This window comes from Anderseniella sp. Alg231-50 (assembly GCF_900149695.1).
Lineage (GTDB): Bacteria > Pseudomonadota > Alphaproteobacteria > Rhizobiales > Aestuariivirgaceae > Anderseniella.
In genome coordinates, this window is the sequence record NZ_LT703005.1 from 249,586 (window position 1) to 273,439 (window position 23,854).

Annotated in this window: 27 protein-coding genes; 10 read left to right on the forward strand and 17 right to left on the reverse strand. The window is 56.9% G+C overall.

The genetic code is table 11. The features are described 5' to 3' along the window. Nucleotides 1-90 precede the first annotated feature (90 nt). The gene (locus DHN55_RS17400) at nucleotides 91-1,206 is read left to right on the forward strand and encodes an adenylyltransferase/cytidyltransferase family protein (RefSeq protein WP_337660461.1); all 1,116 of its coding nucleotides are present in this window, start codon (nucleotides 91-93) and stop codon (nucleotides 1,204-1,206) included. Nucleotides 1,207-1,208: 2 nt separating this feature from the next. Here DHN55_RS17400 and scpB read toward each other — a convergent pair whose 3' ends face one another. The 3 genes from scpB to nagZ all read right to left on the reverse strand — a co-directional run bounded on the left by scpB (nucleotide 1,209) and on the right by nagZ (nucleotide 4,213). Next, nucleotides 1,209-2,105, reverse strand: coding sequence for an SMC-Scp complex subunit ScpB (gene scpB, locus DHN55_RS17405; protein ID WP_443111134.1), 897 nt, complete (start codon nucleotides 2,103-2,105; stop codon nucleotides 1,209-1,211). Between the two features lie 69 nt (nucleotides 2,106-2,174). Beyond that, nucleotides 2,175-3,002: a segregation and condensation protein A gene (locus DHN55_RS17410; protein ID WP_108882803.1), complete on the reverse strand. Its 828-nt coding sequence runs from the start codon at nucleotides 3,000-3,002 to the stop codon at nucleotides 2,175-2,177. Between the two features lie 155 nt (nucleotides 3,003-3,157). Further along, complete coding sequence (gene nagZ, locus DHN55_RS17415) at nucleotides 3,158-4,213, reverse strand: beta-N-acetylhexosaminidase (protein WP_108882804.1); 1,056 nt, start codon at nucleotides 4,211-4,213, stop codon at nucleotides 3,158-3,160. Nucleotides 4,214-4,483: 270 nt separating this feature from the next. On the opposite strand from nagZ, the gene DHN55_RS17420 reads away from it, so the two are divergent. After that, a complete protein-coding gene (locus DHN55_RS17420) occupies nucleotides 4,484-4,741 on the forward strand; it encodes a hypothetical protein (RefSeq protein WP_337660462.1) in 258 nt (85 codons plus the stop codon). Between the two features lie 150 nt (nucleotides 4,742-4,891). Here the strand turns inward: DHN55_RS17420 and DHN55_RS17425 are convergent, their stop codons facing one another. Then, the gene (locus tag DHN55_RS17425; protein ID WP_108882950.1) at nucleotides 4,892-5,491 is read right to left on the reverse strand and encodes a helix-turn-helix domain-containing protein; all 600 of its coding nucleotides are present in this window, start codon (nucleotides 5,489-5,491) and stop codon (nucleotides 4,892-4,894) included. A gap of 227 nt (nucleotides 5,492-5,718) precedes the next feature. On the opposite strand from DHN55_RS17425, the gene DHN55_RS17430 reads away from it, so the two are divergent. From DHN55_RS17430 to DHN55_RS17440, 3 genes are read left to right on the forward strand one after another with little or no spacing between them, the layout of a single operon-like run. Beyond that, nucleotides 5,719-6,054, forward strand: coding sequence for a 2Fe-2S iron-sulfur cluster-binding protein (locus DHN55_RS17430; protein WP_108882806.1), 336 nt, complete (start codon nucleotides 5,719-5,721; stop codon nucleotides 6,052-6,054). A gap of 32 nt (nucleotides 6,055-6,086) precedes the next feature. Continuing rightward, complete coding sequence (locus DHN55_RS17435) at nucleotides 6,087-6,485, forward strand: DUF2177 family protein (protein WP_108882807.1); 399 nt, start codon at nucleotides 6,087-6,089, stop codon at nucleotides 6,483-6,485. After that, nucleotides 6,482-6,937, forward strand: a complete 456-nt coding sequence (locus tag DHN55_RS17440) for a CIA30 family protein (RefSeq protein WP_108882808.1) — start codon at nucleotides 6,482-6,484, stop codon at nucleotides 6,935-6,937. The genes DHN55_RS17435 and DHN55_RS17440 overlap by 4 nt, the downstream gene beginning before the upstream one ends. 18 nt (nucleotides 6,938-6,955) lie before the next feature. Here the strand turns inward: DHN55_RS17440 and DHN55_RS17445 are convergent, their stop codons facing one another. Then, nucleotides 6,956-8,308, reverse strand: coding sequence for a DEAD/DEAH box helicase (locus DHN55_RS17445; protein ID WP_337660463.1), 1,353 nt, complete (start codon nucleotides 8,306-8,308; stop codon nucleotides 6,956-6,958). A gap of 467 nt (nucleotides 8,309-8,775) precedes the next feature. Between DHN55_RS17445 and DHN55_RS17450 the strand changes: the two genes are divergently transcribed. Further along, nucleotides 8,776-9,222 (forward strand): DUF2846 domain-containing protein, encoded by a 447-nt coding sequence (locus DHN55_RS17450; protein WP_108882810.1) that lies wholly within the window; start codon nucleotides 8,776-8,778, stop codon nucleotides 9,220-9,222. A 19-nt stretch (nucleotides 9,223-9,241) separates the two neighbouring features. Here the strand turns inward: DHN55_RS17450 and DHN55_RS17455 are convergent, their stop codons facing one another. Genes DHN55_RS17455 through DHN55_RS22435 form a run of 6 tightly spaced genes read right to left on the reverse strand, consistent with a single transcriptional unit; the run spans nucleotide 9,242 to nucleotide 13,793 of the window. Next, on the reverse strand, nucleotides 9,242-10,384 hold the full coding sequence (locus DHN55_RS17455) for an alpha-hydroxy acid oxidase (RefSeq protein WP_337660464.1): 1,143 nt from the start codon (nucleotides 10,382-10,384) through the stop codon (nucleotides 9,242-9,244). Nucleotides 10,385-10,397: 13 nt separating this feature from the next. Beyond that, nucleotides 10,398-10,952: a sulfopyruvate decarboxylase subunit beta gene (comE, locus tag DHN55_RS17460; RefSeq protein ID WP_108882812.1), complete on the reverse strand. Its 555-nt coding sequence runs from the start codon at nucleotides 10,950-10,952 to the stop codon at nucleotides 10,398-10,400. Nucleotides 10,953-10,954: 2 nt separating this feature from the next. After that, nucleotides 10,955-11,452, reverse strand: a complete 498-nt coding sequence (comD, locus tag DHN55_RS17465) for a sulfopyruvate decarboxylase subunit alpha (RefSeq protein ID WP_108882813.1) — start codon at nucleotides 11,450-11,452, stop codon at nucleotides 10,955-10,957. 47 nt (nucleotides 11,453-11,499) lie between these two features. Further along, nucleotides 11,500-12,267 carry an SDR family oxidoreductase gene (locus DHN55_RS17470; protein WP_108882814.1) on the reverse strand — a complete coding sequence of 256 codons (768 nt, stop codon included), beginning with the start codon at nucleotides 12,265-12,267 and terminating at the stop codon, nucleotides 11,500-11,502. Nucleotides 12,268-12,275: 8 nt separating this feature from the next. Then, complete coding sequence (gene hisD, locus DHN55_RS17475) at nucleotides 12,276-13,583, reverse strand: histidinol dehydrogenase (RefSeq protein WP_108882815.1); 1,308 nt, start codon at nucleotides 13,581-13,583, stop codon at nucleotides 12,276-12,278. Nucleotides 13,584-13,631: 48 nt separating this feature from the next. Then, nucleotides 13,632-13,793, reverse strand: coding sequence for a hypothetical protein (locus tag DHN55_RS22435; RefSeq protein WP_337660465.1), 162 nt, complete (start codon nucleotides 13,791-13,793; stop codon nucleotides 13,632-13,634). Between the two features lie 153 nt (nucleotides 13,794-13,946). Between DHN55_RS22435 and DHN55_RS17480 the strand changes: the two genes are divergently transcribed. Continuing rightward, complete coding sequence (locus DHN55_RS17480) at nucleotides 13,947-14,981, forward strand: substrate-binding domain-containing protein (protein WP_108882816.1); 1,035 nt, start codon at nucleotides 13,947-13,949, stop codon at nucleotides 14,979-14,981. A 45-nt stretch (nucleotides 14,982-15,026) separates the two neighbouring features. Here DHN55_RS17480 and DHN55_RS17485 read toward each other — a convergent pair whose 3' ends face one another. From DHN55_RS17485 to DHN55_RS17500, 4 genes are all read right to left on the reverse strand, one after another. Further along, nucleotides 15,027-16,385: a hypothetical protein gene (locus DHN55_RS17485; RefSeq protein ID WP_108882817.1), complete on the reverse strand. Its 1,359-nt coding sequence runs from the start codon at nucleotides 16,383-16,385 to the stop codon at nucleotides 15,027-15,029. A 178-nt stretch (nucleotides 16,386-16,563) separates the two neighbouring features. Continuing rightward, on the reverse strand, nucleotides 16,564-17,193 hold the full coding sequence (locus DHN55_RS17490; RefSeq protein ID WP_108882818.1) for a LysE family transporter: 630 nt from the start codon (nucleotides 17,191-17,193) through the stop codon (nucleotides 16,564-16,566). 13 nt (nucleotides 17,194-17,206) lie between these two features. Then, complete coding sequence (locus tag DHN55_RS17495; protein ID WP_108882819.1) at nucleotides 17,207-17,671, reverse strand: GNAT family N-acetyltransferase; 465 nt, start codon at nucleotides 17,669-17,671, stop codon at nucleotides 17,207-17,209. A 205-nt stretch (nucleotides 17,672-17,876) separates the two neighbouring features. Continuing rightward, nucleotides 17,877-18,752 carry a LysR substrate-binding domain-containing protein gene (locus DHN55_RS17500; RefSeq protein WP_108882820.1) on the reverse strand — a complete coding sequence of 292 codons (876 nt, stop codon included), beginning with the start codon at nucleotides 18,750-18,752 and terminating at the stop codon, nucleotides 17,877-17,879. A 97-nt stretch (nucleotides 18,753-18,849) separates the two neighbouring features. Between DHN55_RS17500 and DHN55_RS17505 the strand changes: the two genes are divergently transcribed. Both DHN55_RS17505 and DHN55_RS17510 read left to right on the forward strand, forming a co-directional pair. Beyond that, complete coding sequence (locus DHN55_RS17505; RefSeq protein ID WP_337660466.1) at nucleotides 18,850-19,155, forward strand: YciI family protein; 306 nt, start codon at nucleotides 18,850-18,852, stop codon at nucleotides 19,153-19,155. Between the two features lie 163 nt (nucleotides 19,156-19,318). Then, on the forward strand, nucleotides 19,319-21,640 hold the full coding sequence (locus DHN55_RS17510; RefSeq protein ID WP_108882822.1) for a hemopexin repeat-containing protein: 2,322 nt from the start codon (nucleotides 19,319-19,321) through the stop codon (nucleotides 21,638-21,640). Here the strand turns inward: DHN55_RS17510 and metZ are convergent. Together metZ and DHN55_RS17520 are read right to left on the reverse strand one after the other, a co-directional pair. Next, nucleotides 21,637-22,842: an O-succinylhomoserine sulfhydrylase gene (gene metZ, locus DHN55_RS17515; RefSeq protein WP_108882823.1), complete on the reverse strand. Its 1,206-nt coding sequence runs from the start codon at nucleotides 22,840-22,842 to the stop codon at nucleotides 21,637-21,639. The two genes, DHN55_RS17510 and metZ, sit on opposite strands and share 4 nt — an antisense overlap. A gap of 4 nt (nucleotides 22,843-22,846) precedes the next feature. After that, nucleotides 22,847-23,248, reverse strand: coding sequence for a rhodanese-like domain-containing protein (locus DHN55_RS17520; RefSeq protein WP_108882824.1), 402 nt, complete (start codon nucleotides 23,246-23,248; stop codon nucleotides 22,847-22,849). A 310-nt stretch (nucleotides 23,249-23,558) separates the two neighbouring features. Between DHN55_RS17520 and DHN55_RS22440 the strand changes: the two genes are divergently transcribed. Continuing rightward, nucleotides 23,559-23,771: a hypothetical protein gene (locus DHN55_RS22440; RefSeq protein WP_337660467.1), complete on the forward strand. Its 213-nt coding sequence runs from the start codon at nucleotides 23,559-23,561 to the stop codon at nucleotides 23,769-23,771. The last annotated feature ends 83 nt before the right edge of the window (nucleotides 23,772-23,854 follow it).

A 23,854-nucleotide genomic window follows, 5' to 3' on the forward strand; every position in this document is an offset into this window, starting at 1 on the left:
TTCACGAGGTCGCTATTCCATTCCTGCACAGAGCAACCTATAGAGAGCACTCAATCGGGACACGCAGCGATTGTGCTGCGACAGAGACAGATGGCAGACCACGGCACCTTCAGGCAAAGCTTCAGGCGGTTCGCGCGCGCATTGCACCAATCCCACAGGGACAAGGCTTTCCTGTCTGACGGGACATTGCTGGGCTTTGTCCGGGAAAACGATTTCATTGCCGGTGACAGCGATATCGATCTAGCGATGTTCGCTGAAGATTACGATGCGTCCGTCATAGACAGTGTGGCTCGCGCGGGTTTCGTCTTGACCAAGCAGTCCGGGGCCGAGGAAAACGGCCTCTCCCTCAAGTTCCATGACGGACAGACAGGAATTGACCTCACGCTGTTCTACACAAATGCCTCGGGACATCATTGCTACGTGTATCAAAGGCGCAACCGCGTTCGGTATTCGTTTCCGGCGTTCAAACTGCAGCCGGCCGTGTTTCAGGGCATGCCGGTCATGTGCCCGGCAGACGCCGAGCGGATGCTTGAAGTCCAGTACGGGCCAGACTGGCGAACCCCGTCGAAATATTGGAGCTATGCGTTTTCGCCGGCCAATGCCGCGCCGGACGGCGGCTTGTTGTGGCGGTCATACTTCACATGGCGCCGCGCCAAATGGAAATTGCGCTGCATGGCAAAGGCAGTGGGCCTGCTGGCGGTTCCGTCACCACGGCCCGCCCTGCCGCCGGTTGCCGATCGCGGCAATCAGCTGAAAACGGGCATCATCTTCACGGACGGCGTTTTCGACATGCTGCATGCAAATCATGTGAAAGTGCTGGAAGCAGCAAAAGCACTGGGAGAATACCTGGTTGTCGCCGTCGCTACCGACAAGCTGGCTGATACCTACAAGCGCAAACCGGTGATCTGCGAACAGGAACGCCTGTTGATGGTCCAGTCACTGGCGTGCGTTGACGAAGCGTACCTGATGTCCGGGCCCCTCGATGCATCGGGCATGGACCATATCCTGAATCACTACAGTCCATGCGCCGTCGTTTACGGTGGCGATGCAACACCTGGGTTTTACGAGCCGGCTGAGCGCGCCGGCATCATGGTCAGGCCTGCCTACCGTCCGGGCATCAACAGCAGCGCCATTATTGACACCGTGCTGTCCAGGCCGGACACGCTGGCGCCCAAAGTGAACCTGCCGCCTGTCGAGGTTGACTAGGGTCAGGCCCCGTTGCCGCCGCCATCGTCATCAAGCACCTCCGGCAGGTCCATGTTCAGGGCTTCATCAGGCTCGGCAGATGCATCATCGGTTTCTTCATCGTCGGGCAGGTGCATCTCAAGCTCCGGCTCGAAATCAGTTGCATCCAGCGGATCTTCATCCGGACCCAGCGTATCATCATCGCTGGGGCTTGGAATGAACATGTCAGGCGGCAGATTACCCGACAGCAAACCGGCGCCTTTCAGTTCCACCATTCCCGGTAGATCGCGGATTTCGTTCAACCCGAAATGCTCCAGGAATTCCTGGGTCGTGCCATAGGTGACCGGACGGCCGGGTGTACGCCTGCGGCCGCGCATCTTGATCCAGCCGATTTCCATCAGGATGTCCAGCGTACCTTTTGCCGTGGCCACACCTCGGATGTCTTCAATTTCAGCGCGGGTAACCGGCTGGTGATAGGCGATGATCGACAATACTTCGAGACCGGCACGCGACAGTTTTTTCTGCTCAACAGCTTCTTCGCGCAACAGGAAGCTCAGATCATCTGCCGTGCGGAATGCCCACTTGCCGGCAATCTGCATCAGGTTCACGCCACGCATCTGATAACTTTCCTGCACGGCCTCCAGCAGAGCCGCAACATCTGCGTCTTTCGGCAAAGCTGCTGCAAGTTCTGCTTCAGACAGCGGCCCGGTCGCTGCAAACAGAAGGGCTTCAACCACACGCTGTTGCTGCAACTCCGGCATGACACCGGAAATCGCATCGCCCTTGCGCAGCAGGTAGTCCGGCAAATCACTATCGTCGACCGGTGGCAGGTCTTGGACAGACCCGATGTCATCGGCCGTAGATGCGGCTTCTGTCACCTCGTCTTCAAGGTCATGCGACGGCTCTTGTCCGTTTTCCATCTTCACTGCTTGCTTGGCCAACTTGTAAACCCTCTTGCCCCATTTGGCCCTCATCCAGGGCCATAACATCTAACCTGCGCGTGAGCGCCGCATATAAATCGCGTCAAACGCCTTTTCCTGCCGCACTTCCAGAACCCCCTCGCGCGCCAGCTCAAGCGACGCCGTGAACCCTGATGCGATCACGGACGCCCGCTTTTCCGGCTCCACCATGTATTCCAGCAAATAGGAATCAAACCGGCCCCATTCATCCATCGTGCCCAGCATTCGTTCCAATGCGGTACGGGCTTCCTTGAGGGTCCACACCGGCATCCGCTTGATTTCGTAGTTATGGTGGGCCGCCTTGCGTTGCCTGCGGTCTGCATAAACCTGCAACAGGTCAATCAGGGTGTCGCTCCACTCAACCTGCTTTTCCACCACGACAGGCTCCGGCCAGCCGCGGGCAAACACGTCACGTCCGAGACGGTTGCGCGACATCAGCTTGGCGCCTGCATCCCGCATGGCCTGCAATCGCTGCAGACGGAACTGCAACCGTGCCGCCAGTTCTTCCGGCGGCGGTTCATCACCATCATCGGCTTCCTTGGGCAGCAACAGGCGCGATTTGAGATAGGCAAGCCACGCCGCCATCACCAGGTAGTCGGCTGCCAGTTCCAGCTTCATCTTGCGCGCATCTTCAATGAACACGAGATACTGCTCGGCAAGCGCCAGAATGGAAATCCTGGTGATGTCGACTTTCTGGTTGCGCGCCAATTGCAGCAAAAGATCCAGCGGGCCTTCAAAACCGTCCAGGTCGACAATCAGCGGCAGACCGTCGTCTTCCGGCTCCGGCATAAGACGCACCGGCCCCTGACCATCCGGCCATAGCTCGTCCTGTGCTTGAGTTGTCGCATCTTTGCTCATGAAATCCGCACTTCAATGCCCACATGTCGCGGGTTTGTCACAATTGATACACCAGATATAGCGCGCTTCGCCATCCCTGACAGCGGCTATACGCACTTATCCTCAAGTGATGTGGCCGCCATGTGATGAAATTGCGCCAGCCGCCGCAGGCCCGCTCAGGCCATGGCCATCATACTGTCCAGCACACGTTCTGCTTCAGCCACGTCAAAATCATCCGGTGTGCGCAGGAATGACAGCGCTCGCAGAGCCCGTTTTTCGGCAATGCCTTTCAAGGTGCCGGCTGCATCTGCAACCTGGTTCATCTCTTCAATGTCCCCATTGCAGTGCAACAGCACATCACATCCGGCCTTGAGCGCCAGTTCCGCGCGTGCATGCATTGATGACCTGAAATTGGAGAGATCTTCGCCTACCACCTGGGTAAGCGAAGCATCCAGCGCCTTCATTGACAGATCATCGCTCATCAAAAGGCCGTCAAAGCCGATCTGCTTGCGGACCACATCACCGATCACCTTCGAAGACAGGGTGCATGGTGCATCTTCATCAATTGCCGAATAGACGACGTGAGCCGTCATCGCCATCGGAATGTCGGCCAGCGCCGCAAATGGCGCAAAGTCCACCTGCTCGAGCTGGTGGTGCGGTACATCGACCACCGGCAACTCCAGATGGCTGTCGCAGAACGCGCGGCCATGACCGGGAATGTGCTTGATGATCGGCAACACGCCGCCATCCATCAGACCCTGCGCAGCGGCCCTGCCGAGTAACGCGACCTGCTCGGGACTACTGCCGTAGGCACGGTCTCCGATTATTTTGTGACTGCCGGCCTGCGGAACATCCAGCACCGGCACACAATCGACATTGATGCCGACTTCGGCCAGGTCCCTTGCAAGCAGTCGATAAACCAGCCGGGTCGCCGACAAACCGGTCAGTGCATCAAGCTCATAGATGTCGGCATAGGAGCGCCCGGGTGGGTATTTACGCCATTCAGGCGGGCCCATGCGCTGCACCCTGCCGCCTTCCTGATCAATCAGCACCGGAGCGTCTGTTCGCCCGACTAGCTCGCGAAATCGCGATGTCAGGTCGCAAATCTGCTTACGGTTTTCGACATTCCGGGCAAACAGGATGAGGCCCCAGGGCTGTGCATCACGAAAAAAAGCTTCTTCATCAGCACTCAGCTCAACGCCTGCGCAACCGCAAATAAACGCACCAATCATGGTTTGCGTAACCCTCTCACCCGAATCGGCCCCGGTAATCTCGCTGAATTTAGCGATTTTGACTCGGCGTGCAATTCCTGCGTGCCGAGCACTGATAAAATACACCGCAAATTTGCTTAAAATTGTCCGTTGTCCGTTCAGAAATGCGCAACGTTAACAAGGGATTTAAGACCCGCTCACCCAATCATTGTAGTAAACAAATCCTCATCAAAGCCCGAACACATCAACGGGCTCATGGGAACAATTGGTTAAGTTAGAGGGAGAGAGAGAATGTTACGTGTAGCACCGAACGAGCAAATGATTCCGTGGCAGAAACTGGCAAACGAACGCCTCAGTGTTGCCAATACGCTGGCGCGCATTTGCGTAGTGCTGTTCGCGGTCCTGGTGGTTCTCGGCGTAAACTCGTTTTCAGTGATGTCGCAGCAATCACGGCTGTGCTCCAGCTTGATGGAGGCTCACAGCACCATCGACAAGTATCAGGCAAGCAAACTGCCGACGACACCGATCATCAAGAGTTATTGCCACTAGGGCATCATCACCTGCCCTTTTGTGTTCCTGCAGCATTCTACATCTGCACGAATTGCAAACATCTCCTGATCAGGTTGCAGCGCCAGAATTAGGTAAAGCCCCGCTTTCCGGCAAGGACAGCGGGGCTTTCTCGTCATGCCTGACAATAGTTCACCCGGGCTGGCGCACCACCAGCACCATGGTTGCATGAGCCGGCGCAGAGCCGGTGTTCACCAGTTTGTGGGGTTTGTCGGCATGGTAGCGTAATGCCTCGCCGGCTTTTACCGCGCGGCTTTCACCATCCACGGTCACTTCCAATTGTCCTGTCACCACATAGAGATGCTCAATCGTTCCCGGTGGATGGGGTTCGGACTCAAGCACTCCGGCCGGCTTGGCGTGGAAATCATACCATTGCAGGTGGTCAACCAGGTTCAACGGCCCGGCAATCGCCAGCCTGCACAGTCCGTCTTCGCTCTCCAGCAAGGGAATAGCGGCCCTCGTCTGATGATCGACAAACGCATCGCTCTTACCGGTTTTCAGCACTTCCTCGATAGTCGTGTCGAGTGCCTGTGACAGCCGAAACACGGTGGAAATTGTCGGATTAGTCTCATTTCGCTCGATTTGCGAGATGATTGACTTTGCAACGCCGGATTGCTCGGACAAATCTCCCAACGACATCTTGTAAGCCTTGCGCAGGCGCTGGATGGTTTTGCCCAGTTCCGGTGTGACGTCAGACGGTGTGTGGGTTTTACGTCCGCGTTGTGTAGCCATTTGTGCCCTGCCCCGGTAATTGCTCAGGTCGATGTATTCAGGTGAACCCAAGTTGCTGAAGTTGTTCGTTATCAAGAACGTATACCTCAAAGACGTCCTGTAAGACAAACAACTTCGGCACAGCCTGCCTGCAGAAATCAATCCCTGTTGCGACAATTGTTGCATTGCACAAACGAATCCAAACATGTTAGTGTGCAAACAAGTTTGGATTCGCAGGGAAAACGGCCATGGGCGTGATCAACGTAATCGACACCAACAACAAAACTCACGTACTGGAAGCGGTCGAAGGCTGGCGCGTCATGGAAATCATTCGCGAACACGGTCTGCCGATGGAAGGCCTGTGCGGGGGTGCGTGCGCCTGTGCCACCTGCCATGTCATTGTCGATGACAACTGGACCGACAAGCTGTTCCAGGCACGTGACGAAGAAGAAGACATGCTTGATACCGTGCCCAACGTCATGCCGTCTTCGCGCCTGTCCTGCCAGTTAATCTACAGCGAGGAACTGGATGGTTTGACGGTTGCCCTTGACCCGGCAATTGCGGATGCTGCAAGGGCTGCCTGAACCAAACCCTGCCGCCTTGCGTTGACAGTGAAATGACCTGGATTATCGCTTACATCTTCACTGCCATCGCGTTTTTCGCGATAGATTTTCTCTGGCTGGGAACAATTGCCAGAAGATTCTATTTCTCCCGCATGTCACACCTGCTGGCCGGCAAGGTGAATTATCCCGCCGCCGCCGGGTTTTATGCCGTTTACGTGGTTGGCTTGATCATATTCGCCGTGGCGCCGGCTATCGAGGCCGGCACATGGCAAACCGCCGCCCTGTACGGCGGTCTGTTCGGATTCTTCTGCTATGCCACATATGACATGACCAATCAGGCCACGTTGAAAAACTGGCCGGTTGCCGTCACCGTGGTCGACATTTTGTGGGGCACTTTGCTGTCCGGCACCGCGGCATCCGCAGGGTATATTGCTAGCCGGGCATTCGCATGACTGCGCTTCAACTGCAGTGGGAACTGGTAACCGACCGTGTCATGGGCGGCGTGTCGAACGGGCGAATAGAGCAAATACTCAGCAATGGTCAGCCGGCCAACCGCATGACCGGCCGCGTCAGTCTCGACAATAATGGCGGTTTCATTCAGATCGCAGCAGACCTGCCGCCGCCTCCAGCCGGTGCAATCGGCATTGCGCTGAACCTCATCGGCAATGCAGAGACCTACAACATTCACCTGCGCACCAGTGATCTTGTCCGCCCCTGGCAATCCTTTCGCCAGGCATTCACCGCACCGACGGAATGGACACTGTGCCATTTCGAATTCGGGAATTTTGAGGCCCATCGAACAGACGAACCACTTCGTGTCGAAAACATTCGCCGCATCGGCATCGTCGCGATTGGTCGCGTGTTCGATGCAGATGCGGCGGTATCGTCCGTCAGCTATTACTAGCTGTTCGAGCCTGCAGGTTCACGCCGCACGCGACTTTTGACCGCCCTGCTTCGAGCGGTTCGGACGCCGGCGCCGGTTTGGACCAGGTGAGGACTTCTTCTCCTGATCACCCGTTTTGCCCGTGCCCTTGGCAGCACCGCCGCCAGGACGGCGCGACTGATGCGACCGCTTCTTGTGCTGCGGTTTGGCCCGCGGATCACGATGGCGAGGCTCACGCGGAATGTCACGCATTGAGATATCCGGCAGGCCTTCCGGCACCGGAATCTCGTCCACCTTGCGCTTCAGCAAGCGTTCGATATCACGCAGCAGGCCACGCTCATCATGTGCGCACAGCGCCACTGCAAAACCGGATGCACCGGCACGGGCGGTGCGGCCAATGCGATGCACATAGACTTCCGGCACATGCGGGAGTTCGTAATTGATGACCATTTCAACGCCTGGCACATCAATGCCGCGCGCCGCAATGTCGGTTGCAACGAGGATCGGGCATGATCCCTTGCGGAACCGGTCCAGCGCCTTTTCGCGATTGGACTGTGACTTGTTGCCGTGAATGGCTGCCGCCTCAAAGCCGTCCTGTGCAAGCCGCTTCACAACCCGGTCGGCACCACGCTTGGTGCGGGTAAACACGATCACGCGCTTGCCCATGTTCTCACGCGCCAGGTGAGCCACCGCAGCAATCTTGTTGCCGGCGGCAATATGCATGACCGACTGGTTGATACGTTCAGCCGGTGTGGATACCGCAGCCACGGCAATCTCCACCGGAGATTTCAGGTGGTCATTGGTGAGCTTGCGGATTTCCTTCGGCATGGTCGCAGAAAACAGCAGTGTCTGACGTTTTTCAGGAACCATTGCCACGACGCGGCGGATGGCCGGCATGAAGCCGATATCCAGCATCTGGTCTGCTTCATCCAGGATCAGCACCTCAACCGCGTCCAGCCGCATGGCGCGCTGGTCGATCAGATCAAGCAGACGGCCCGGCGTGGCGACCACGACATCGACACCGCGTGCCATTGTGGCTTTCTGCGGCCTGATCGAAACACCACCCACTATGGAGGTTGCGGACAGTTTCATGCGGGACCCGTAATCGCGCACGGACTTCATGATCTGGGTCACCAGTTCACGGGTCGGCGCCAGTATGAGCGCGCGGCAGGTATGCGGTTTCGGCCGCCCGCCGGTCGCGGCAAGTCGCTGCAGCAAAGGCAGCGCGAAGGCCCCGGTTTTACCGGTCCCGGTCTGGGCAAGCCCGATTACATCACGTCCGTCTAGAATTGTAGGAATTGCCTTCACCTGAATTGGCGTAGGCACATCATGGCCCAATGCATCAAGCGCATTGAGCAACGGCCTGTCGAGGCCGAGGTCGGAAAATTTCAAGTTATTGTTCTTTCTTGTATGCAATGCGCACGAAAGGGTCGGCGCATCTGGGTTTCTTTTCGACGGCAACGGGCAGTGAACCCGATTTGATGGCTCAAGGTCGCCACCGAAGAAAAACATCTGTCACGGGCACGGAGTAGTTTGCGACTCATGTCGGTCGCGGCCCATGTCCAATGGCCGCACAAGCACAGATGTGGGTATTGAAGTCAAGCAAAGCAATGCCGTGCGGTGCAGATGCCGCAGGTCATGCTTAACACCCGGTTCAGACAACCGTTGTCAGAATAGTTCAGATGACATCTGCCCTGGCTCCGCGAGTGAGCCGTTCAACTGGTTACCGGGCTGATGGGCAGCAAGTATGCTCTCGTCCTGTTCTGCCACCGTGTAAAGACACTCCGCGGCCAAATATTCCCAGGCCGTAGACAACCCTTCTTCATGCGTATACACACGAATTGTAGTAAGGGGCAACAATGACACGTTTGTTAATATTACCGGTAGCGTTGTTACTCACCGGATGCGTGACGGCGGAACTGCCGCCGATAGAACAGCCAAAAGCGATCTCTCTCGACCAGGGTCCCAACTCGGCAATAATCTATCTTACAAGAGAGAACGGTGGCGCACTGGGCCATACGACCGCTGAAATAATACTGGACGGCGAGAGAATTGGAACAATGACCAACGGGCAGTGTGTGCGGCTTGCCATTCCGGCCGGATCTCACAATTTGCAGTTGACCAAAAGCGTCTTCGGCAGTCTCGGAAGCGCACTCGGCAACGCAATTGCCAAGGCGTTCAAAGTGTACAATGTCAAAATCGAGGCTGGCCAGCGCCTGCATTACAGAGCTCAGGCACGTTATGACGGTCCGAAGACCGGTTGGTTGTTCTCCGTTTCAAAGCAGGCATCGGGCCAGCCGTGCTAGGCATCCGGTTTGTGGCGCATCAATCAGTTTGCTGTTTATGTGGTTGCTCCACAGCAAGCGTGTCCGCCAAGTGGTGCATCGATGTTCGCCCCAATTGCGCAAGGGTGAGGCTGGTTTCATCTGACACGACGTCCCACAGTTGCGCCAGGCCGCGCTCACCACGCGCCGCCATGGCGAACAGCAAGGGACGCCCGAGAAACACAAAATCGGCCCCCATCGCATACGCCTTGACGACATCCTCGCCGGACCTGATACCGGAGTCGTAAAACAGCGGGAATTCCGTGCCGACTGCTGCGCGAATACGCTGCAGCATCCTGATCGCCGGCGGTGCGCTGTCCAGCTGGCGGCCACCGTGGCTGGAGACCTGAATTCCGTCTACACCCTCCTGTTTGAGGCGCACCGCATCCTCGATGCTCAGGACCCCTTTGATCACGAGGCGTCCCTGCCATTGCTCGCGCAGGCTTTTCAGTTTTGTCCAGTCAGCCGCCGCCCGGCTTTCGGTGCGGTCGAACTTGTTGTCCGGCCCGGTGAAATTCGCCATTTCGGGACGCCCGTTTATCAGCGTCGAAAGCGACCAGCGCGGATGCAGGGCGAAATCGATGAACTGGCGCGGTCCGATCCTGAAGGGCATCTTGAAACCACGCCGCAGTTCGCGCGGGCGCCGGCCTACCTCCGGCACATCAAGCGTCACCACCAGGGTGCGATAGCCGCACGCCTGCGCCCGGTCCAGCAACCCTTTTGTGCTGCTGCCGTCGCCGCTGATGTAAAGCTGGAACCAGGCATGCCCATCGGCCTTTTCGATCATCGTCTCCAGCGCTGTGGACGCCACCGTCGATACGCCGACCGGCACCTTGTGGCGCGCCGCCACCCGGGCCAGCATCAGGTCGGCCCCGGGCGTGGACAGGTTGCACATGCCCATCGGACTGATGCCGAACGGGCGTTCCGCCTCGTGGTCGAACACCGTCACGCCAAGCTTGCGCTCAGCGACATTGATCAGGATGCGCGGCTGCAGGCGCAGGTCCTGCAATGCGGCCCGGTTAAGGGCTTCGCCATGTCCCTCGCCGGCCGCGCCGTCGATATAGTCGAACACCATCCACGGCAGGCGCCCCCGCGCCAGCACGCGCGCGTCTGCTGCAGAATGGATTTCACTCGAGGCAAACAACAAAAGGTTCCTTCTAGGCCTGAACAGCCTTCATGAACCTGTCGCGGATCACTACCGGATCCATGGTGATCACCGGCACTTTCACGTTACCGCTCTCGCACTTGGCGACAATAATAGTCATCTTGTTGCCGTCCAGAGCCGCCTGGATGGTCTTGCCGGTGTCTTCGGCGCTGCACTCAACAACGTTTTCGCACCCGCATGCCCTGGCCACTGCCGTCAGCGACGTCTTCTTGCCGGCATAGGTCGGCTGGTCACCGGTGGAACCGTAGCTGCCATTGTCGATGATAAGCAGAATGAAGTTGTCTGCCACATTGTTGGCGATTGTCGGCAGCGTACCGAAATTGGTCAGCACCGAGCCATCGCCGTCAATCGAGATGACTTTCTTGCCTTGTGCCAGGGCCAGGCCAAGACCGATGGACGATGACAGGCCCATGGTGCCCAGCATGTAGAAGTTGGTCGGCTGGTCGTCGGTCAGGTGCAGTTCCTGGCTCGGCAGCCCGATATTGCAGACGACAAGGTGGTCACGAATGATGGGCGCGATGTCGCGCAGGATTTCAGAGCGGATCATGATCAGTATCCTTTCCAGAAACTGGCGTCGGTCAGAATGGCAACCGGCTTGTTGCACATGAAAGTGTATTTGAGGATTGCGTCCAGTTCGTCGACGTCGTCTTCCTGGTGGAAGTGGTAGGTCGGGATGTTCAACTGGTTGAGCAGGGCTTTCGTATGCACCGCCATTTCCACCTGGCACGCCACCGGCTCACCCAGCTCGCCCCGGTATGAAATCAGCATCGGCAGCGGCATCCGGTAGTACTGGGTCAGCGTCACCAGTGTGTTGACCGTCACACCAATGGCCGTGTTCTGCATGATGATGGCCGGGCGCTTGCCGCCCATGAAGGCACCGGCGCAAAGCCCCATGCCTTCATCTTCCTTGTTGGCCGGTATGTGATAAATTTTCTCGCAGGCATCTATTTCATCGATGACGCCGGCCAGTTGCTTGCAGGGCACTGTGGTGACAAATTCGACGCTGTTGGCGACGAGGTCATCCACTATCTTGGTATTAACAGACACAGAAATTACTCCTCATATGTAGGGAAAGCGTAAGGAATTGAGCGGACTCATTTGGCCGTATAGCCTCCATCAACGGACAGCACCTGCCCGGTAATGTAGGAAGATGCAGGCGAACAGAAAAACAGGATGGAACCGTCGATGTCTTCCGGTTCGCCATTGCGGCCGATGCAGGTTTGAGCGGCATTGCGCGCCGCCCTGTCGGGATCATCGAACACGGGTGCGGTCAGTTCCGTTCTGAAAAAACCCGGTGCCAGTGCATTTGCCGTAATCCCGAACGATGACCAGGCTTCGGCCATGGCGCGGGTCATCTGGCTTACACCGCCCTTTGACGTGCCATAGGCCAAGCCGCCGGGAAACGCCCTGAAGCTTTGCAGGGAAGCGAAATTCATAATGCGCCCAAACCCGTTCCGCTTCATGGCCGGAACGAAACCCTGCGCCAGGAAGAAGGGAGCTGCAAGGTTCAGGTCCAGTGTCACATTCCAGTTTTCAGACGTGACGCCATCAGCCGCCTCGCGAGTGTTGATCCCGGCAGCATTGATCAGGATGTCGGGTGGACCGAATACGTCACTGACAGTCTCGACAACCTTTTTCAGGCAGGAACGGTCCGCCAGGTCAGCCTCGACGAAACCGGCCTGGCCGGGGTGATCTTCAGCCCATTCGGACAATGTATCACCGCGGCGCGCCACGCCCACGACACGAACACCGGCGGCAAGCAGAACATCCGCCGAGCGGCGCCCCAGTCCCGCACTTGCGCCGGTTACACAAGCCGTCTTGCCTGAGATGTCGAACAGGGAACTGTGAGCGTCGTCCTGCATGTCACCCTCTACATGGCCGCCGTCAGGTCAAAGTCTTCGTCAGGGAAGTACTTCGCCAGCCGGATATCGGCGGTCCGAGCATGGCCTTCCATGCCTTCAAGCCTTGAAATCCGTGCTGTTGCTTCCGCCACCGGTTTGGCGCCTTCGCGGGTGGCACGCTGCCAGGTGACGATCTTCATGTACTTGTGAACCGAAAGCCCGCCGGTGTATTTGGCAGCGCCCGATGTCGGCAGCACATGATTGGTACCCGAAGCCTTGTCACCGAAGGCAACCGTGGTTTCCTCGCCAAGGAACAGCGAGCCGTAACATTTCAGCCGGCCCAGCCACCAGTCCAGGTCTTCTGCCTGGACGGTAAGGTGTTCCGGTGCATAGTCGTCCGATGTGGCAGCCATCTCCTCGCGCGTGTCACACACGATCACCTCGGCATAATCGCGCCAGGCTGCTTCGGCGTTCTTGGCATTGAGTTCAGGCAGGTCCGCGATCAGTCCCGGCACCAGTTCCAGGACACGCTCGGCCAGTGCCTGATCATCAGTCACCAGCCACACCGGTGAATTGTAACCATGCTCGGCCTGGCCGACGAGGTCGGCCGCCACGATTGCCGCATCAGCCGTCTTGTCAGCCAGTATGAGGCTGTCGGTCGGACCGGCAAACATGTCGATGCCGACACGGCCAAACAGAATGCGCTTGGCTTCAGCCACGAACTGGTTGCCGGGGCCGACAAGAATGTCGGCCTTCGGCAGGTCGAACAGGCCGAATGCCATTGCGGCCACACCCTGGACGCCGCCCAGCGCCAGGATGGAATTCGCCCCGCAAATGTGGGCTGCATAGATTATGGCCGGTGCAATGCCGACGTCGGGGCGTGGCGGCGAACAGGCAATGATGTTTTCACAACCGGCAACGCTGGCGGTCGTAACCGTCATGATTGCCGAAGCGATATGGCTGTAACGGCCACCGGGGATGTAGCAACCGGCGGTGCGCACGGGGATACTTTTCTGACCGGCAATCAGGCCGGGAACCACTTCGACCTCGATGTCCTTCATGGTCGCCATCTGGGCTTCGGCAAAGCGGCGCACATTGTCATGTGCAAACTGGATGTCCTGCTTCAGTTTTTCAGGTACCAGCGCTGCAGCGGCCTCTATTTCGGCGGGTGTGAGCTTGATGTTGCCTTCATAGCGATCAAACTTTGCAGCATATTCAAGGGCACCGGCATCACCACGCGCTTCAATATCATTCAGAATTGACTGCACTGTGTCGCGCACATCGTCCGCACCACTGGCTGCGGTCAGATCGGCTTTCTTCAAATAGTTGCGGGACATCAATCACAATCTCCTTGCTTACGGGTCGCGACAGCTCACTGTCGAATATCACTGGTATAAAAACGATACTATAAAGATCAGAAGCAGAAACGGCACCACCTTGGCTGCAATCCTGCCGAATGGCTCACCGGTAAAACCTGTCATGAATACGCTGGCCGCAGTGACGACGCCAAGTGCGGCCAATGCCAGGATCGTCAGAACCAAATACACTTCGAACTCCCGACCCGGTTTCAATTCTCAGATAAATGTAATAGCTTGCATCAGGAAAAATGCAAGCTATTACATGAATTAATTCCGAAGATTCACCGAGCTGTGCAATAAGCTCCTGAATTGTTGAAACAATTGATTACCGGCTGACACCAAATGGCATCCACGGGACGCAACCTGCCGACACTTGAAGATGTAGCCCGCGCCGCCGGTGTGTCTACGGCGACGGTTTCTCGCTGCCTGAATGAGCCCGGCAAGGTATCGGAAAAGACGCGGGAACGCGTCATGCAGGCCGTCAGCAAGCTCAACTACTCACCCAATTTCGGCGCCCGTGCAATCGCGGCAAATCGCACCGGCATATTTGGTGCCGTCATCCCCACAATGGAAAACGCCATTTTCGCCCGCGGTATTGAGGCCTTTCAAAAGTCACTGGTTGAGAAAAATGCCACGACGCTTGTCGCAAGTTCCGCCTATGACCCCGAGCAGGAAGCGCAGCAGATCCGCACCATGGTCGCACGCGGTGCCGACGGATTGCTGCTTATCGGAACCGAACGGCGCCCGGAAATTTATGACTTCCTGTCGGACCGCAACATACCCACGGTGATAGCCTGGGCATGCGCTGCGGACAAAGACCGGTCCTATGTCGGATTTGACAATCGCACCGCTTCCGAACACCTGGTATCCAGGGCTATCGGCATGGGTCACCGGACGTTTGCCTGTATATCTGCGCCGGCCGGTAACAATGACCGGGCCCGGGACCGTGTTCTCGGCGCGCAACAGGCAATCACCGCTGCAGGACTGGATGCCGCTTCCATGCCGATCATTGAAACTGACTATTCCATTCAGAACGGTCGCGAGGCATTCAAAAAAGTTGCCGAAGCAGGTTCCCTTCCCTCGCTCATCATCTGTGGCAACGATGTTCTGGCCGTCGGCGCCATACAAGCTGCCAAGCAAGCAGGCCTCGACGTTCCAGGCGATGTCTCGATTACCGGCTTTGATGATATAGAACTGGCCACCGTCATCAGCCCCGCCCTGACAACCGTTCATGTGCCTCACCGCCAAATGGGACAACTTGCAGGCGACACGCTCTACAGTCTGGTCAAGGATGCCACGGCAGCACCGGTCAGGATCGAGCTGGAGACCAGACTGGTCGAACGCGAGTCACTCGCCGCGCCCAACCGCATACGATGAGACCATTGGTTAGGACTGCATCTTTTCCGGACATTACAGTGCGTTCTAGTTTTCAGGCACCGGTGCCTTGCGGGTCTTGTCCAGCAGACTCTTGAAACTGTCTGTAGCCTTGTCCACCAGACCGCGCGCTTTCTCCTCCTGGCTGCCGGATGTTTGGCCATCTTGTTCAACAGGCTCTCCCGCTTTCCGGTACTTCAGAGCCAGTGCCTTGATAAATCCGTCCCTCACTGTTGCCCAGAGATTGGCGGCCTCCAGTGAGGCGGCACCTTCAAACTGATCTTCGTTCATGACAAGCGAAAATGACACGTCGACCGGCTTGTCGCGACCGTTCAGATATTTTTGTGCCGGTATGAAAACAGTTTTTTGCATCAGCCCGGCGTCGGCCGGAATCTGCATTTTCACGTTGTTTGCCAGCAGGCGCCAATCCATATTGATCTTCGCACGGTCCGTCACTTTCCAACTGTCTGTCACGTCAATATCAAGCGTGCCTTGCTCAAGCCAGCTGATTACCGGAGCATCTGAAAAATGGCCGAGGACCGATACCGGCAACTGATCGATTTTCCACGTCGTGGCCCGGCCACCATCAGTGGGTGCTGACCGGATTTCCAGCTTTCGCCCGGCCAGCGTGCCTGAGATGTTCGATCGGAAAAACACATCAAACACCGCGTAATTGCTGCGTAACGGCCTGGATTCCACTGAGTTAAAATTGACATCCAGCGCTTCTTTGCTGGCATTGTAGAGTTGCAGGGTAACACCCGAGATCATCATGTGTTTGACAATGAAATCTCTTCTCGTCTTGATTTTCCGGGGCTTGCGGTCCTTGTCGCGTTTTTTGACATCAAACCGCCCGGACACTCCATTGACGGACAAGGTGTCAAACACCGGTGTCCCAAAGACCAGAGAGTTCATTACAAGATTGCCGGAGACTTCATCAACCTTCAGGTCGAAACTGCTCTTTTCACTGCTCTCGCGCTTTGCGGTCAGGCCGGTTAACCTGAACGATCCGGTAAACAGGTTTCCCGAGATATCGGATGCTGCCACTTCAATCCCGGTCCGTTGCTCAAGTTTTGCCAAAGCCCAGTTGCCAATCGGCTTGAGGAACAGGAAGTTGATCACGATCAGGCCGGCGATTATGACCACAAACACACCCACCGAAGCTCGCTTGATCCATTTGAGGGCGACAGACGGACTGTAATTTGCAGGCGGCGAGACAGGTTCATCCTGCTCGTCTTGTCTGTCGGCCTCGCTTGGCGCATTCGAGTGACCGCCCGAACTCCCGGCAAGATCCGAGATCAGATCTACAATCCAGGCAATCACCGCCGCGGCAAAACTCGCAATGGCAGGAACGACAGCCACGACAAATGAGATCAAAACCTCAACCAACAGACCGACAAGTAATTCCATAACCACTATCCTGATTACAAGAGAACACCGCCAACTTCGGTATTCGAGGCTACCCAGCGCCAAAGAATGCCACGGCAGGCAAACATAACGACATGGAATGTATTACATTTGTTGAAAGGCTCTCGAATCTTGCGGTTCATAAACCTCCGGCCGGTCAAGAGGCAGTGGTTATCGTTGTCTACCGCCGGTCGAATGCCAGTTTTGCCGCCAGGCCGAGGAATACCGCCGACGACACATAACCGAGCGTTCGGGCAATCCATCTGTTTCCCGCCAGTAGACCGCGCACTGAGCCTGCACCGATCCCGACGAAACCGTTTACGGTCGTGCCTGTAATGTTGAGAACCAGCCCCAGCAACAGGAACTGCAGCACGGTCGACCCGCGCTCCGGATCGACGAACTGCGGCAGGAACGCCAGCGTGAACACGATAACTTTCGGGTTCAGCAGATTGACCAGCACGCCATCGCGCCAGGCTCTCATCGGCCGCGACCGGCGGGCATCATCGGGCAGGTCGAACTGCACCGGATGCCTCAGTGCCTGCACCGCCAGCCACACCAGATAACCGACACCGGCCCAGCGCAACACTTCGAATGCCACCGGGTTGGCCGCAATCAGTGCCGCCAGGCCGAAGGCGGCCAGCAGGACATGGACAATACTGCCGGTTGCAATTCCAAGGCTGGCCGCAAAGCCCGCCTGCCGCCCCGACTTTAGCCCTTGCGACAGGCAAAACATCATGTCCGCACCCGGCGTCAGGTTCAGCGCAATGCCGGCCATCATGAAAATCAGCAACTGCGCAGGTTCGATAATCATGATGTCGCCTTTTTCAGTCTCGCGCCAGTTCGAGGGTCATGCACACATTGTGTTGCGTGATCGTATAGTCCGCAAAGGCATCGCAGTAGTCAAACCCGAAGCGCCGGTAAAGCCGGTGCGCCGGGCGAAAATCCACATGGGTGCCGGTCTCCAGGCTGATCCGTTCATACCCCCGCTGCCGGGCAACTTCGAGGATGTGCCTGACCATCCGCTCCGCCACACCCTTGCCGCGATGTTCGGGAGCTGTGCGCATGGACTTGATTTCCGCGAATGTCGGAGAAATTTCTTTCAGCGCGCCGCAGCCCAAAAGGTCGGTTCCATCCCACACGGTCCAGAAGGTCACTTCCGGCACCCGCAAGGCCGCCAGATCGAGCGCATAGACGGTATCCGGTGGCGACAGTGTCCGCATATGGTCAAGGTGGCCTTCAAGCAGGGCCGCGATTTCGGGCCCGCGCAGATCATCTATGCGAATTTCCATAAGCGGTTGCCGCAATTACCATGATTGTTTCTTAAAGAGTTGAAGCAACTTTATGGATATAATTGGACAGATACCGTGTTGTTGCTCCGGCCGGATAATTATACAGGCAGACATTATCTTCAAGTGCGGAAAACATCTTTCCACATATACTCAACCACCCCGCCCCACAAATACAACATCGCCCGGTACAAGTGTCGTTCCCATGTCAGTGAGAGCGTTTAAAAATCGCCGCTATCCACTTTGTGACTTCCGCAATCCGGCGCAGCGAGTGTTGATTCCGATGGGACAACAACCAAACCTCTCGTGAAACTTCTGTGCAACCGGCATCCAGTTGCCGCAGAGCGGGAATACGGCCTGCAATAGGGGTCGGCAACAACGACTTGCCAATACCGGCAATGACAGCCTCCAGCGCCGTTTCGATATCGTGTACCCGCAGCCCCGAGGGTTGTCCGCCATTTCGTTTCAGGGTTTGCGCCAGCCATTTCGCCTGCGGCAGATGAGCCATGCTGTCATCATACGTGACCCAGGGAAGGTTGATGTCCTGCAGATGCGAAACTGATTTGGCGGAAAACACGGAAAACGGCAGTAATCCAACCCGGCGGGCAATCACGTCATTGCCGCCGGTTTGCGGCCGGGCGAAACGCAAGGCAATGTCTGCTTCGCGCAGGGTGAGGCTGAAATCCCTGCTGTCGGGAATGAGATCGATCTGCAGCTTGGGATGCTGCTGCAGAAGACTGTCGACTTGCGGGGCCAGCCAGCGGTTGATCAGCAATGGAACGGAAGTAATCCGGACGGTTCCGATGCATTCATTTGCGCCCCCTCCAAACGTCTCGCTCAGAAGGTCGGTTTCCCGCTCCATGGCCTCTATATGAGACGTTGCCTTTGCACCATGATCCGTCAAAACCAGGGACCCGTCCGGTTGCCTGTGCAACAGATCCTCGCCGAGAGCACGTCGCAAGGCAGCTAGCCGGCGTGACACGGTAGTGCCGTCCACGCCCATCAGACGTGCTGCTGCCGACAGGGAGCCGGCTCTCTTGACGGCCAGCAGATAGCGTAGATCGTTCCAGTTCAGATGCTGCATATTCGCAGTTTAAATATGCAAGAGAACAGCTTCAAGCTGCAAATCTGCGCCCGTATGATGATGCCGCGAGACAATTTTCAGGAAAAGGATATCCATCATGCTGTTCGCCGTTCTGTTTGAAGACAACCCGGGCGCAGGCGCCGACATCAGAGCCCGGCACATGCCGGACCATCTCGCCTTCCTGCAGCGCAACAATTCAGAAATAAGAGCTGCCGGGCCTCTGACAACCGGCGACGGAGCAGGCGCCGGTGGAATGTGGCTGGTCGAGGCAGCCGACGAAACAGCCGCTCGCAAGCTGGTTGAGGAAGACCCGTTGTGGCCAACCGGATTACGCAAGTCCGTAAAGATATTATGCTGGAACCAGGTATTCGCCGACGGCGAGCGGCTGATTTCGCCGCAGTAGCGCAAGCCAGCTTGCAAATCTTGATATATCGAAAACGCCATATTGAGACCGCCCGGCTTTCACTCCAAGGTCATTCGACAAGGTTTACCAGGCACCGCTGGTCCTGACGTGAGCAAGGACATACCAGCAATGGTGACCAGAACAGTTTTGGGAGGTGAAACCCATGACCGTACCGGCTGGATCAAGCAACAGGTTACGCAATTCCATGTTGGGCACTTCCTGCCTGGCAATCCTGTATGCTGCGATATTTCATCCTGGCATTGCTGCGCACGCCGCAAACAATTCATCTGCCTCAAACACCGATAGCCTGGCCAGCCAGTCCAGGTTTCAGCCGGTCACGGAAATTGATGCGGCAGTGTTCGCCAATGGCCGTTCCTACTTTTTCAAAGGCAGTCAGTATTTCAGGCTTCGGCATAGCAAGGTTGAAGCAGGTTATCCAAAATCCATGGCTCTCTGGAAAAACCTCCCGGTGTCGTTTCAGTCAGGCATCGATGCTGCGCTTTACCTGCCCGACAACAGAAAAATATATTTCTTCAAGGGCGACCAGTATGTCCGGCTCACCGTAAATGCGGTGGATCCCGGCTATCCCAAACCAATCTCGATATGGAAAGGTCTGCCGCGTTCGTTTCATTCCGGCATTGATGCCGCGGTCTACCAGAACGGCAGTGTTTATTTCTTCAAGGGCCGTCGCTATGTCCGCTTTGCAAACGGCAGGATGGTCAAGGGTTATCCCAGGAAGCTGCCCGGTGAGTGGGGGTTGCCGTCCGGCTTCCGGCGCGGCATCGACGCTGCCTTTGAGATGGGCACCAACAAAAGGCATTATGTTTTCCGCAGCAACCGTTATGTCAGATTGCGCGGCCGGGAACCGGAAATTGGTTATCCCAAGAGCATCAGCCTCTGGAAAGGTCTCGTCGAACAATCGACAGCAGGCGCCCCGCCGGTCAACGCTGTCCCTCCGCCTTCACCCGGCAGCGACCTTTCAGTCCTGATGAACAACGCCCGGCCGCCGGCATCGAAACAACGCCCGCCTGCCAGCGACAATCTGGCCCGCCCGCTAAAACCGGCTGCCGGCCAGTTCACGAATCCGGGCGCAATTTCGCTTCGCGGGCTTTGTCCCAATGAAGACGCCTGTCCCGGCCTTATCAGGTATCTGTATGATGTCCGCCTGCGAAGTTATGTTCCACCAAGGTTTGTAAACCTGGGTGATTACGCGCCGCAGGGAATAGGCCTTGCAGACCTGGTGGCTATCCGGGATGTTCCGAAGTACGGCGTACGGGCCGGCTGCCGGTTTAACGATCAGCGCTATCGCAACATCATTCGCGACAATCAAAGTGTATGGGTGGACGGTCTTGAACTGGGGACAGCAATTCTGGACCAGTGGGGCGGTGCGTTGAAAACTGCAAAGGCCGCAGTGGCTGGCGTGGTCGCGGGCGAGATTTGTTCAGTCATTGATGACAGCGCCAAGTGCCGTTCAATAGTAAGCGCAGCAATTACCACCGGAATAAACGCAGGCATGGTTGCCCTGGGCCTGCCACCCGACATTCCCGACCTGAAGCAATTGCGCGAACATGGCATCAATTATCTCGCGGCTGAAGCAGTCTCCATTGCCATGAGCCGGGTCGACAAGGTAGCCGGAGATGCAATCCCCGCATTGCTGCGCGAACAGGTCTACAAACGCGCCTTTGATGCTGCCAGCGATGTATTGTCGGATCAACTGGATCATCTCGTTCCGTCCGCCGAATACAATCCTGACAAGCCTGAAACCTGGGGTTACAGGGTCCGGGCCTACTCTCCTCATCCTGCGCATGCATATGTGGAGATCAAGCGGCGCGACGGATTGGACCCCAACGTGTATGCTTTGATTGCGGCGGAAAATCTTGACAATTGGCCGGTCGTTGGCCTGGTCGACCATAGCGGAACCTGGGCGCCCATGATCATACCGTTTCCCCGGTATATCCCTGCCCAGGGCGTTACGCTGCCCATTGCCTTGCGCCCGGCTCTCGAACCTGAAACTGCGGCGGACATCGTGACCTACGCCAGAATCCCGGGCCAAAGGATTTCGAACAAGTGGCTGACGCAGAAGTTTGGCCTGACCCCCAGCCAGATGCTGCGAAACCAGGCCAACTACGACTACATCACATCGACCGCAGGTGCGCCCGGTTCAGATTGGGACTTGTTCTACCCGCCGGTAGCGGGAAGCTACAAATTCCATCTCGTGGCCAGTTGGTCACCCTTCAGCCCGGATCGCAAAGGATACGAAAAAATCACCTATTCGGAAATACCCGGCAACAATGGCTCGGTCTGGGATGCAGTTACCGGGAGAGGTGTTCGACACGGAACACCCAAATGCAAGAACAGCTGGTGGTACCATGACCAGTTGAACGACTATGTCGGACGCATGGACCCGCCGCCAAGGTGTGACGGCCGTCCAAACTGGCCCAATCTCAGCAGCTTACCTGAAACGTTAAAGAAAGCGTGCCACTAGCTGCTCCTGAGCGCGCCGGTCAGATCACCGATAAGGTCTTCAGCATCTTCCAGCCCGACCGACAGCCTGACCATGCCATCTGTTACTCCCATGGCATCGCGCGCCTCCTGGCCGATATTGCGATGTGTGGTCGTCGCCGGATGAGTGATCAGTGACTTGGCATCACCAAGATTGTTGGAAATGTCGATGATCTCCAGCCTGCGCAGCATGTCGAAGGCGGCCTGTTTTCCGCCGGCCAGTTCAAACGTCACCATGGTGCCGCCCGCGGTCATCTGCCTGCGGCACAGGTCGGCCTGCGGATGACTGTCCAGCCACGGATAGGTGACACTTGCCACCCCTTGTGTGCCTTCAAGTGCCGAGGCGATGTTCAGCGCGCTTTCACACTGGGCACCAACCCGCAACTTCAGGGTTTCCATGCCCTTGACCAGAACCCAGGCATTGAACGGCGACAGCGACGGCCCGGTATGGCGCAGGAACGGCTTGAGCTTCTCATCCTTGAACTCGACGGTAGACACGACCGCACCGCCCAGCACACGGCCCTGCCCGTCCATGTGCTTGGTGCCGGAATAAACAATCACGTCGGCGCCCAGCGGCAGCGTCTTCTGGACAATCGGTGTAGCGAAAATATTGTCCACAACCACGCATATGCCGTTGGCTTTGGCGATGTCGGCAACCGCCGCGATGTCAAATACCTGCAGGCCGGGATTGGACGGCGTCTCCAGGAAAAACACCTTGGTCTCGGGCCGGATTGCCGCGCGCCATGCGTCAAGATCATTGCCGTCCACCAGTGTCGATGTGATGCCGAATTTCGGCAGGATGGCGGTGAGTATCTGGTAACACGAACCGAACAGCGCTTTTGAGGCTACGATGTGATCACCCGCTTCGGTCTGGCAGGCCAGCGCACCCCACACGGCCGCCATGCCGGACGCTGTGGCATAGCAGGCTTCGGCGCCTTCCAGCAGGCGCAGGCGTTCCTCAAACATGGTCACCGTTGGATTGCCGTAACGCGCATAGACATAGCCTTCCGCTTCACCGGAAAACCGGTCTTCGGCGGTTTCTGCATCGTCGTAGACAAACCCTGAATTGAGATAAAGCGCCTCTGCGGTTTCGCCGTGATGCGACCGTTCCAGGCCGCCGCGCACCAGCCTTGTGGCTTCGCCCCATTTGGATGGATTTACTTGATTTTTGACCGATTTTTTCATGATGTCACTGCTGTATCCAGGGAAGACCGCGTGCCTTCCAGCCATTGGTTTTGCCGCGATGACGGCTCTCATCCAGGTCACCCTCAAAGCCTTCGGCCACATTATAACAGGTGGCAAAGCCCGCTTCGGTCAACAAAGACGCCGCCGCTGCAGACCGGCTGCCGGACCGGCAGATCAGGTAGATGTCGGCATCCTTGCCGATACCGGCCTCCTTAACCGTTGCGACAAACTCCTCGTTGACCTGCATGGAGGGGAATTGCTGCCAGGAAATGGTCGCCATTCGCTCCACCGCCGGCACCCCGACGAATGCCCATTCGGCCCGTGTGCGCACGTCAATCATCACCGCGTTGTTGTTGCTCGAAAGCTGTTCGAATGCTTCCTGCGGATTGACGTCACCCTTGTACATGCCCGGTTACCTTGCCTGATGATTGTTGAATAGCGCGACGCTCCTTATACACCGCGCCTGCGCGTATTGTAAGAAGAACATTGTGTCTCTTATGACGAACATTGCACCCATCACCGGAAGACGTAACACCAGTAACTTGTTCTACCCTTGCGCAAATCTTGACGGCACACTTTCGCGAGCCCCGCAATGCTAATTACTGGCGAACTCCACTCTTACCGATTGTATTTTTCACACACGGCAATACGGTTGGACATTAGCTGGTGTTCGCGAAAATCCAGAACCGGAATTTTCCGAAAGGAGAAAATCGTCAGTGAACAACGTCAAACGACCAAGTTATCAATCAATACAAGCTGCGGCGAAGGTTCTAGATGAAACGGGAAGACACCATCATTGGTGGCCAAGTTCGACTCCCGATTATGAAAGGCTGGATGAAATTGGAAAGGATGAGTTCGAAGCGATAGTCGAACAAATCCTTATTGCTGCACAGCAGGCTGATAGAGAATATCTAAAGCGCAGAAAGTGAATTGTACCACTTAAGCATGCCGCCCGAACGATGAAATCTGCTCAACCAGAGTTTCGCATTCTGGCCCTATCGTGGCGGACGTT

What these genes read in the sequence shown, in the direction of transcription:
- DHN55_RS17410 (WP_108882803.1), bottom strand. Translation starts at nt 3,002, where the DNA reads ATGAGCAAAGATGCGACAACTCAAGCACAGGACGAGCTATGGCCGGAT.
- DHN55_RS17440 (WP_108882808.1), top strand. Translation starts at nt 6,482, where the DNA reads ATGACTGCGCTTCAACTGCAGTGGGAACTGGTAACCGACCGTGTCATG.
- hisD (WP_108882815.1), bottom strand. Translation starts at nt 13,583, where the DNA reads ATGTCCCGCAACTATTTGAAGAAAGCCGATCTGACCGCAGCCAGTGGT.
- DHN55_RS17480 (WP_108882816.1), top strand. Translation starts at nt 13,947, where the DNA reads ATGGCATCCACGGGACGCAACCTGCCGACACTTGAAGATGTAGCCCGC.
- DHN55_RS17470 (WP_108882814.1), bottom strand. Translation starts at nt 12,267, where the DNA reads ATGCAGGACGACGCTCACAGTTCCCTGTTCGACATCTCAGGCAAGACG.
- DHN55_RS17425 (WP_108882950.1), bottom strand. Translation starts at nt 5,491, where the DNA reads ATGGCTACACAACGCGGACGTAAAACCCACACACCGTCTGACGTCACA.
- DHN55_RS17505 (WP_337660466.1), top strand. Translation starts at nt 18,850, where the DNA reads ATGCTGTTCGCCGTTCTGTTTGAAGACAACCCGGGCGCAGGCGCCGAC.
- metZ (WP_108882823.1), bottom strand. Translation starts at nt 22,842, where the DNA reads ATGAAAAAATCGGTCAAAAATCAAGTAAATCCATCCAAATGGGGCGAA.
- DHN55_RS17485 (WP_108882817.1), bottom strand. Translation starts at nt 16,385, where the DNA reads ATGGAATTACTTGTCGGTCTGTTGGTTGAGGTTTTGATCTCATTTGTC.
- DHN55_RS17490 (WP_108882818.1), bottom strand. Translation starts at nt 17,193, where the DNA reads ATGATTATCGAACCTGCGCAGTTGCTGATTTTCATGATGGCCGGCATT.
- DHN55_RS17510 (WP_108882822.1), top strand. Translation starts at nt 19,319, where the DNA reads ATGACCGTACCGGCTGGATCAAGCAACAGGTTACGCAATTCCATGTTG.
- DHN55_RS17500 (WP_108882820.1), bottom strand. Translation starts at nt 18,752, where the DNA reads ATGCAGCATCTGAACTGGAACGATCTACGCTATCTGCTGGCCGTCAAG.
- DHN55_RS17435 (WP_108882807.1), top strand. Translation starts at nt 6,087, where the DNA reads ATGACCTGGATTATCGCTTACATCTTCACTGCCATCGCGTTTTTCGCG.
- DHN55_RS17420 (WP_337660462.1), top strand. Translation starts at nt 4,484, where the DNA reads ATGTTACGTGTAGCACCGAACGAGCAAATGATTCCGTGGCAGAAACTG.
- DHN55_RS17450 (WP_108882810.1), top strand. Translation starts at nt 8,776, where the DNA reads ATGACACGTTTGTTAATATTACCGGTAGCGTTGTTACTCACCGGATGC.
- DHN55_RS17495 (WP_108882819.1), bottom strand. Translation starts at nt 17,671, where the DNA reads ATGGAAATTCGCATAGATGATCTGCGCGGGCCCGAAATCGCGGCCCTG.
- scpB (WP_443111134.1), bottom strand. Translation starts at nt 2,105, where the DNA reads ATGGAAAACGGACAAGAGCCGTCGCATGACCTTGAAGACGAGGTGACA.
- DHN55_RS17520 (WP_108882824.1), bottom strand. Translation starts at nt 23,248, where the DNA reads ATGTACAAGGGTGACGTCAATCCGCAGGAAGCATTCGAACAGCTTTCG.
- nagZ (WP_108882804.1), bottom strand. Translation starts at nt 4,213, where the DNA reads ATGATTGGTGCGTTTATTTGCGGTTGCGCAGGCGTTGAGCTGAGTGCT.
- comE (WP_108882812.1), bottom strand. Translation starts at nt 10,952, where the DNA reads ATGATCCGCTCTGAAATCCTGCGCGACATCGCGCCCATCATTCGTGAC.
- DHN55_RS17430 (WP_108882806.1), top strand. Translation starts at nt 5,719, where the DNA reads ATGGGCGTGATCAACGTAATCGACACCAACAACAAAACTCACGTACTG.
- DHN55_RS17400 (WP_337660461.1), top strand. Translation starts at nt 91, where the DNA reads ATGGCAGACCACGGCACCTTCAGGCAAAGCTTCAGGCGGTTCGCGCGC.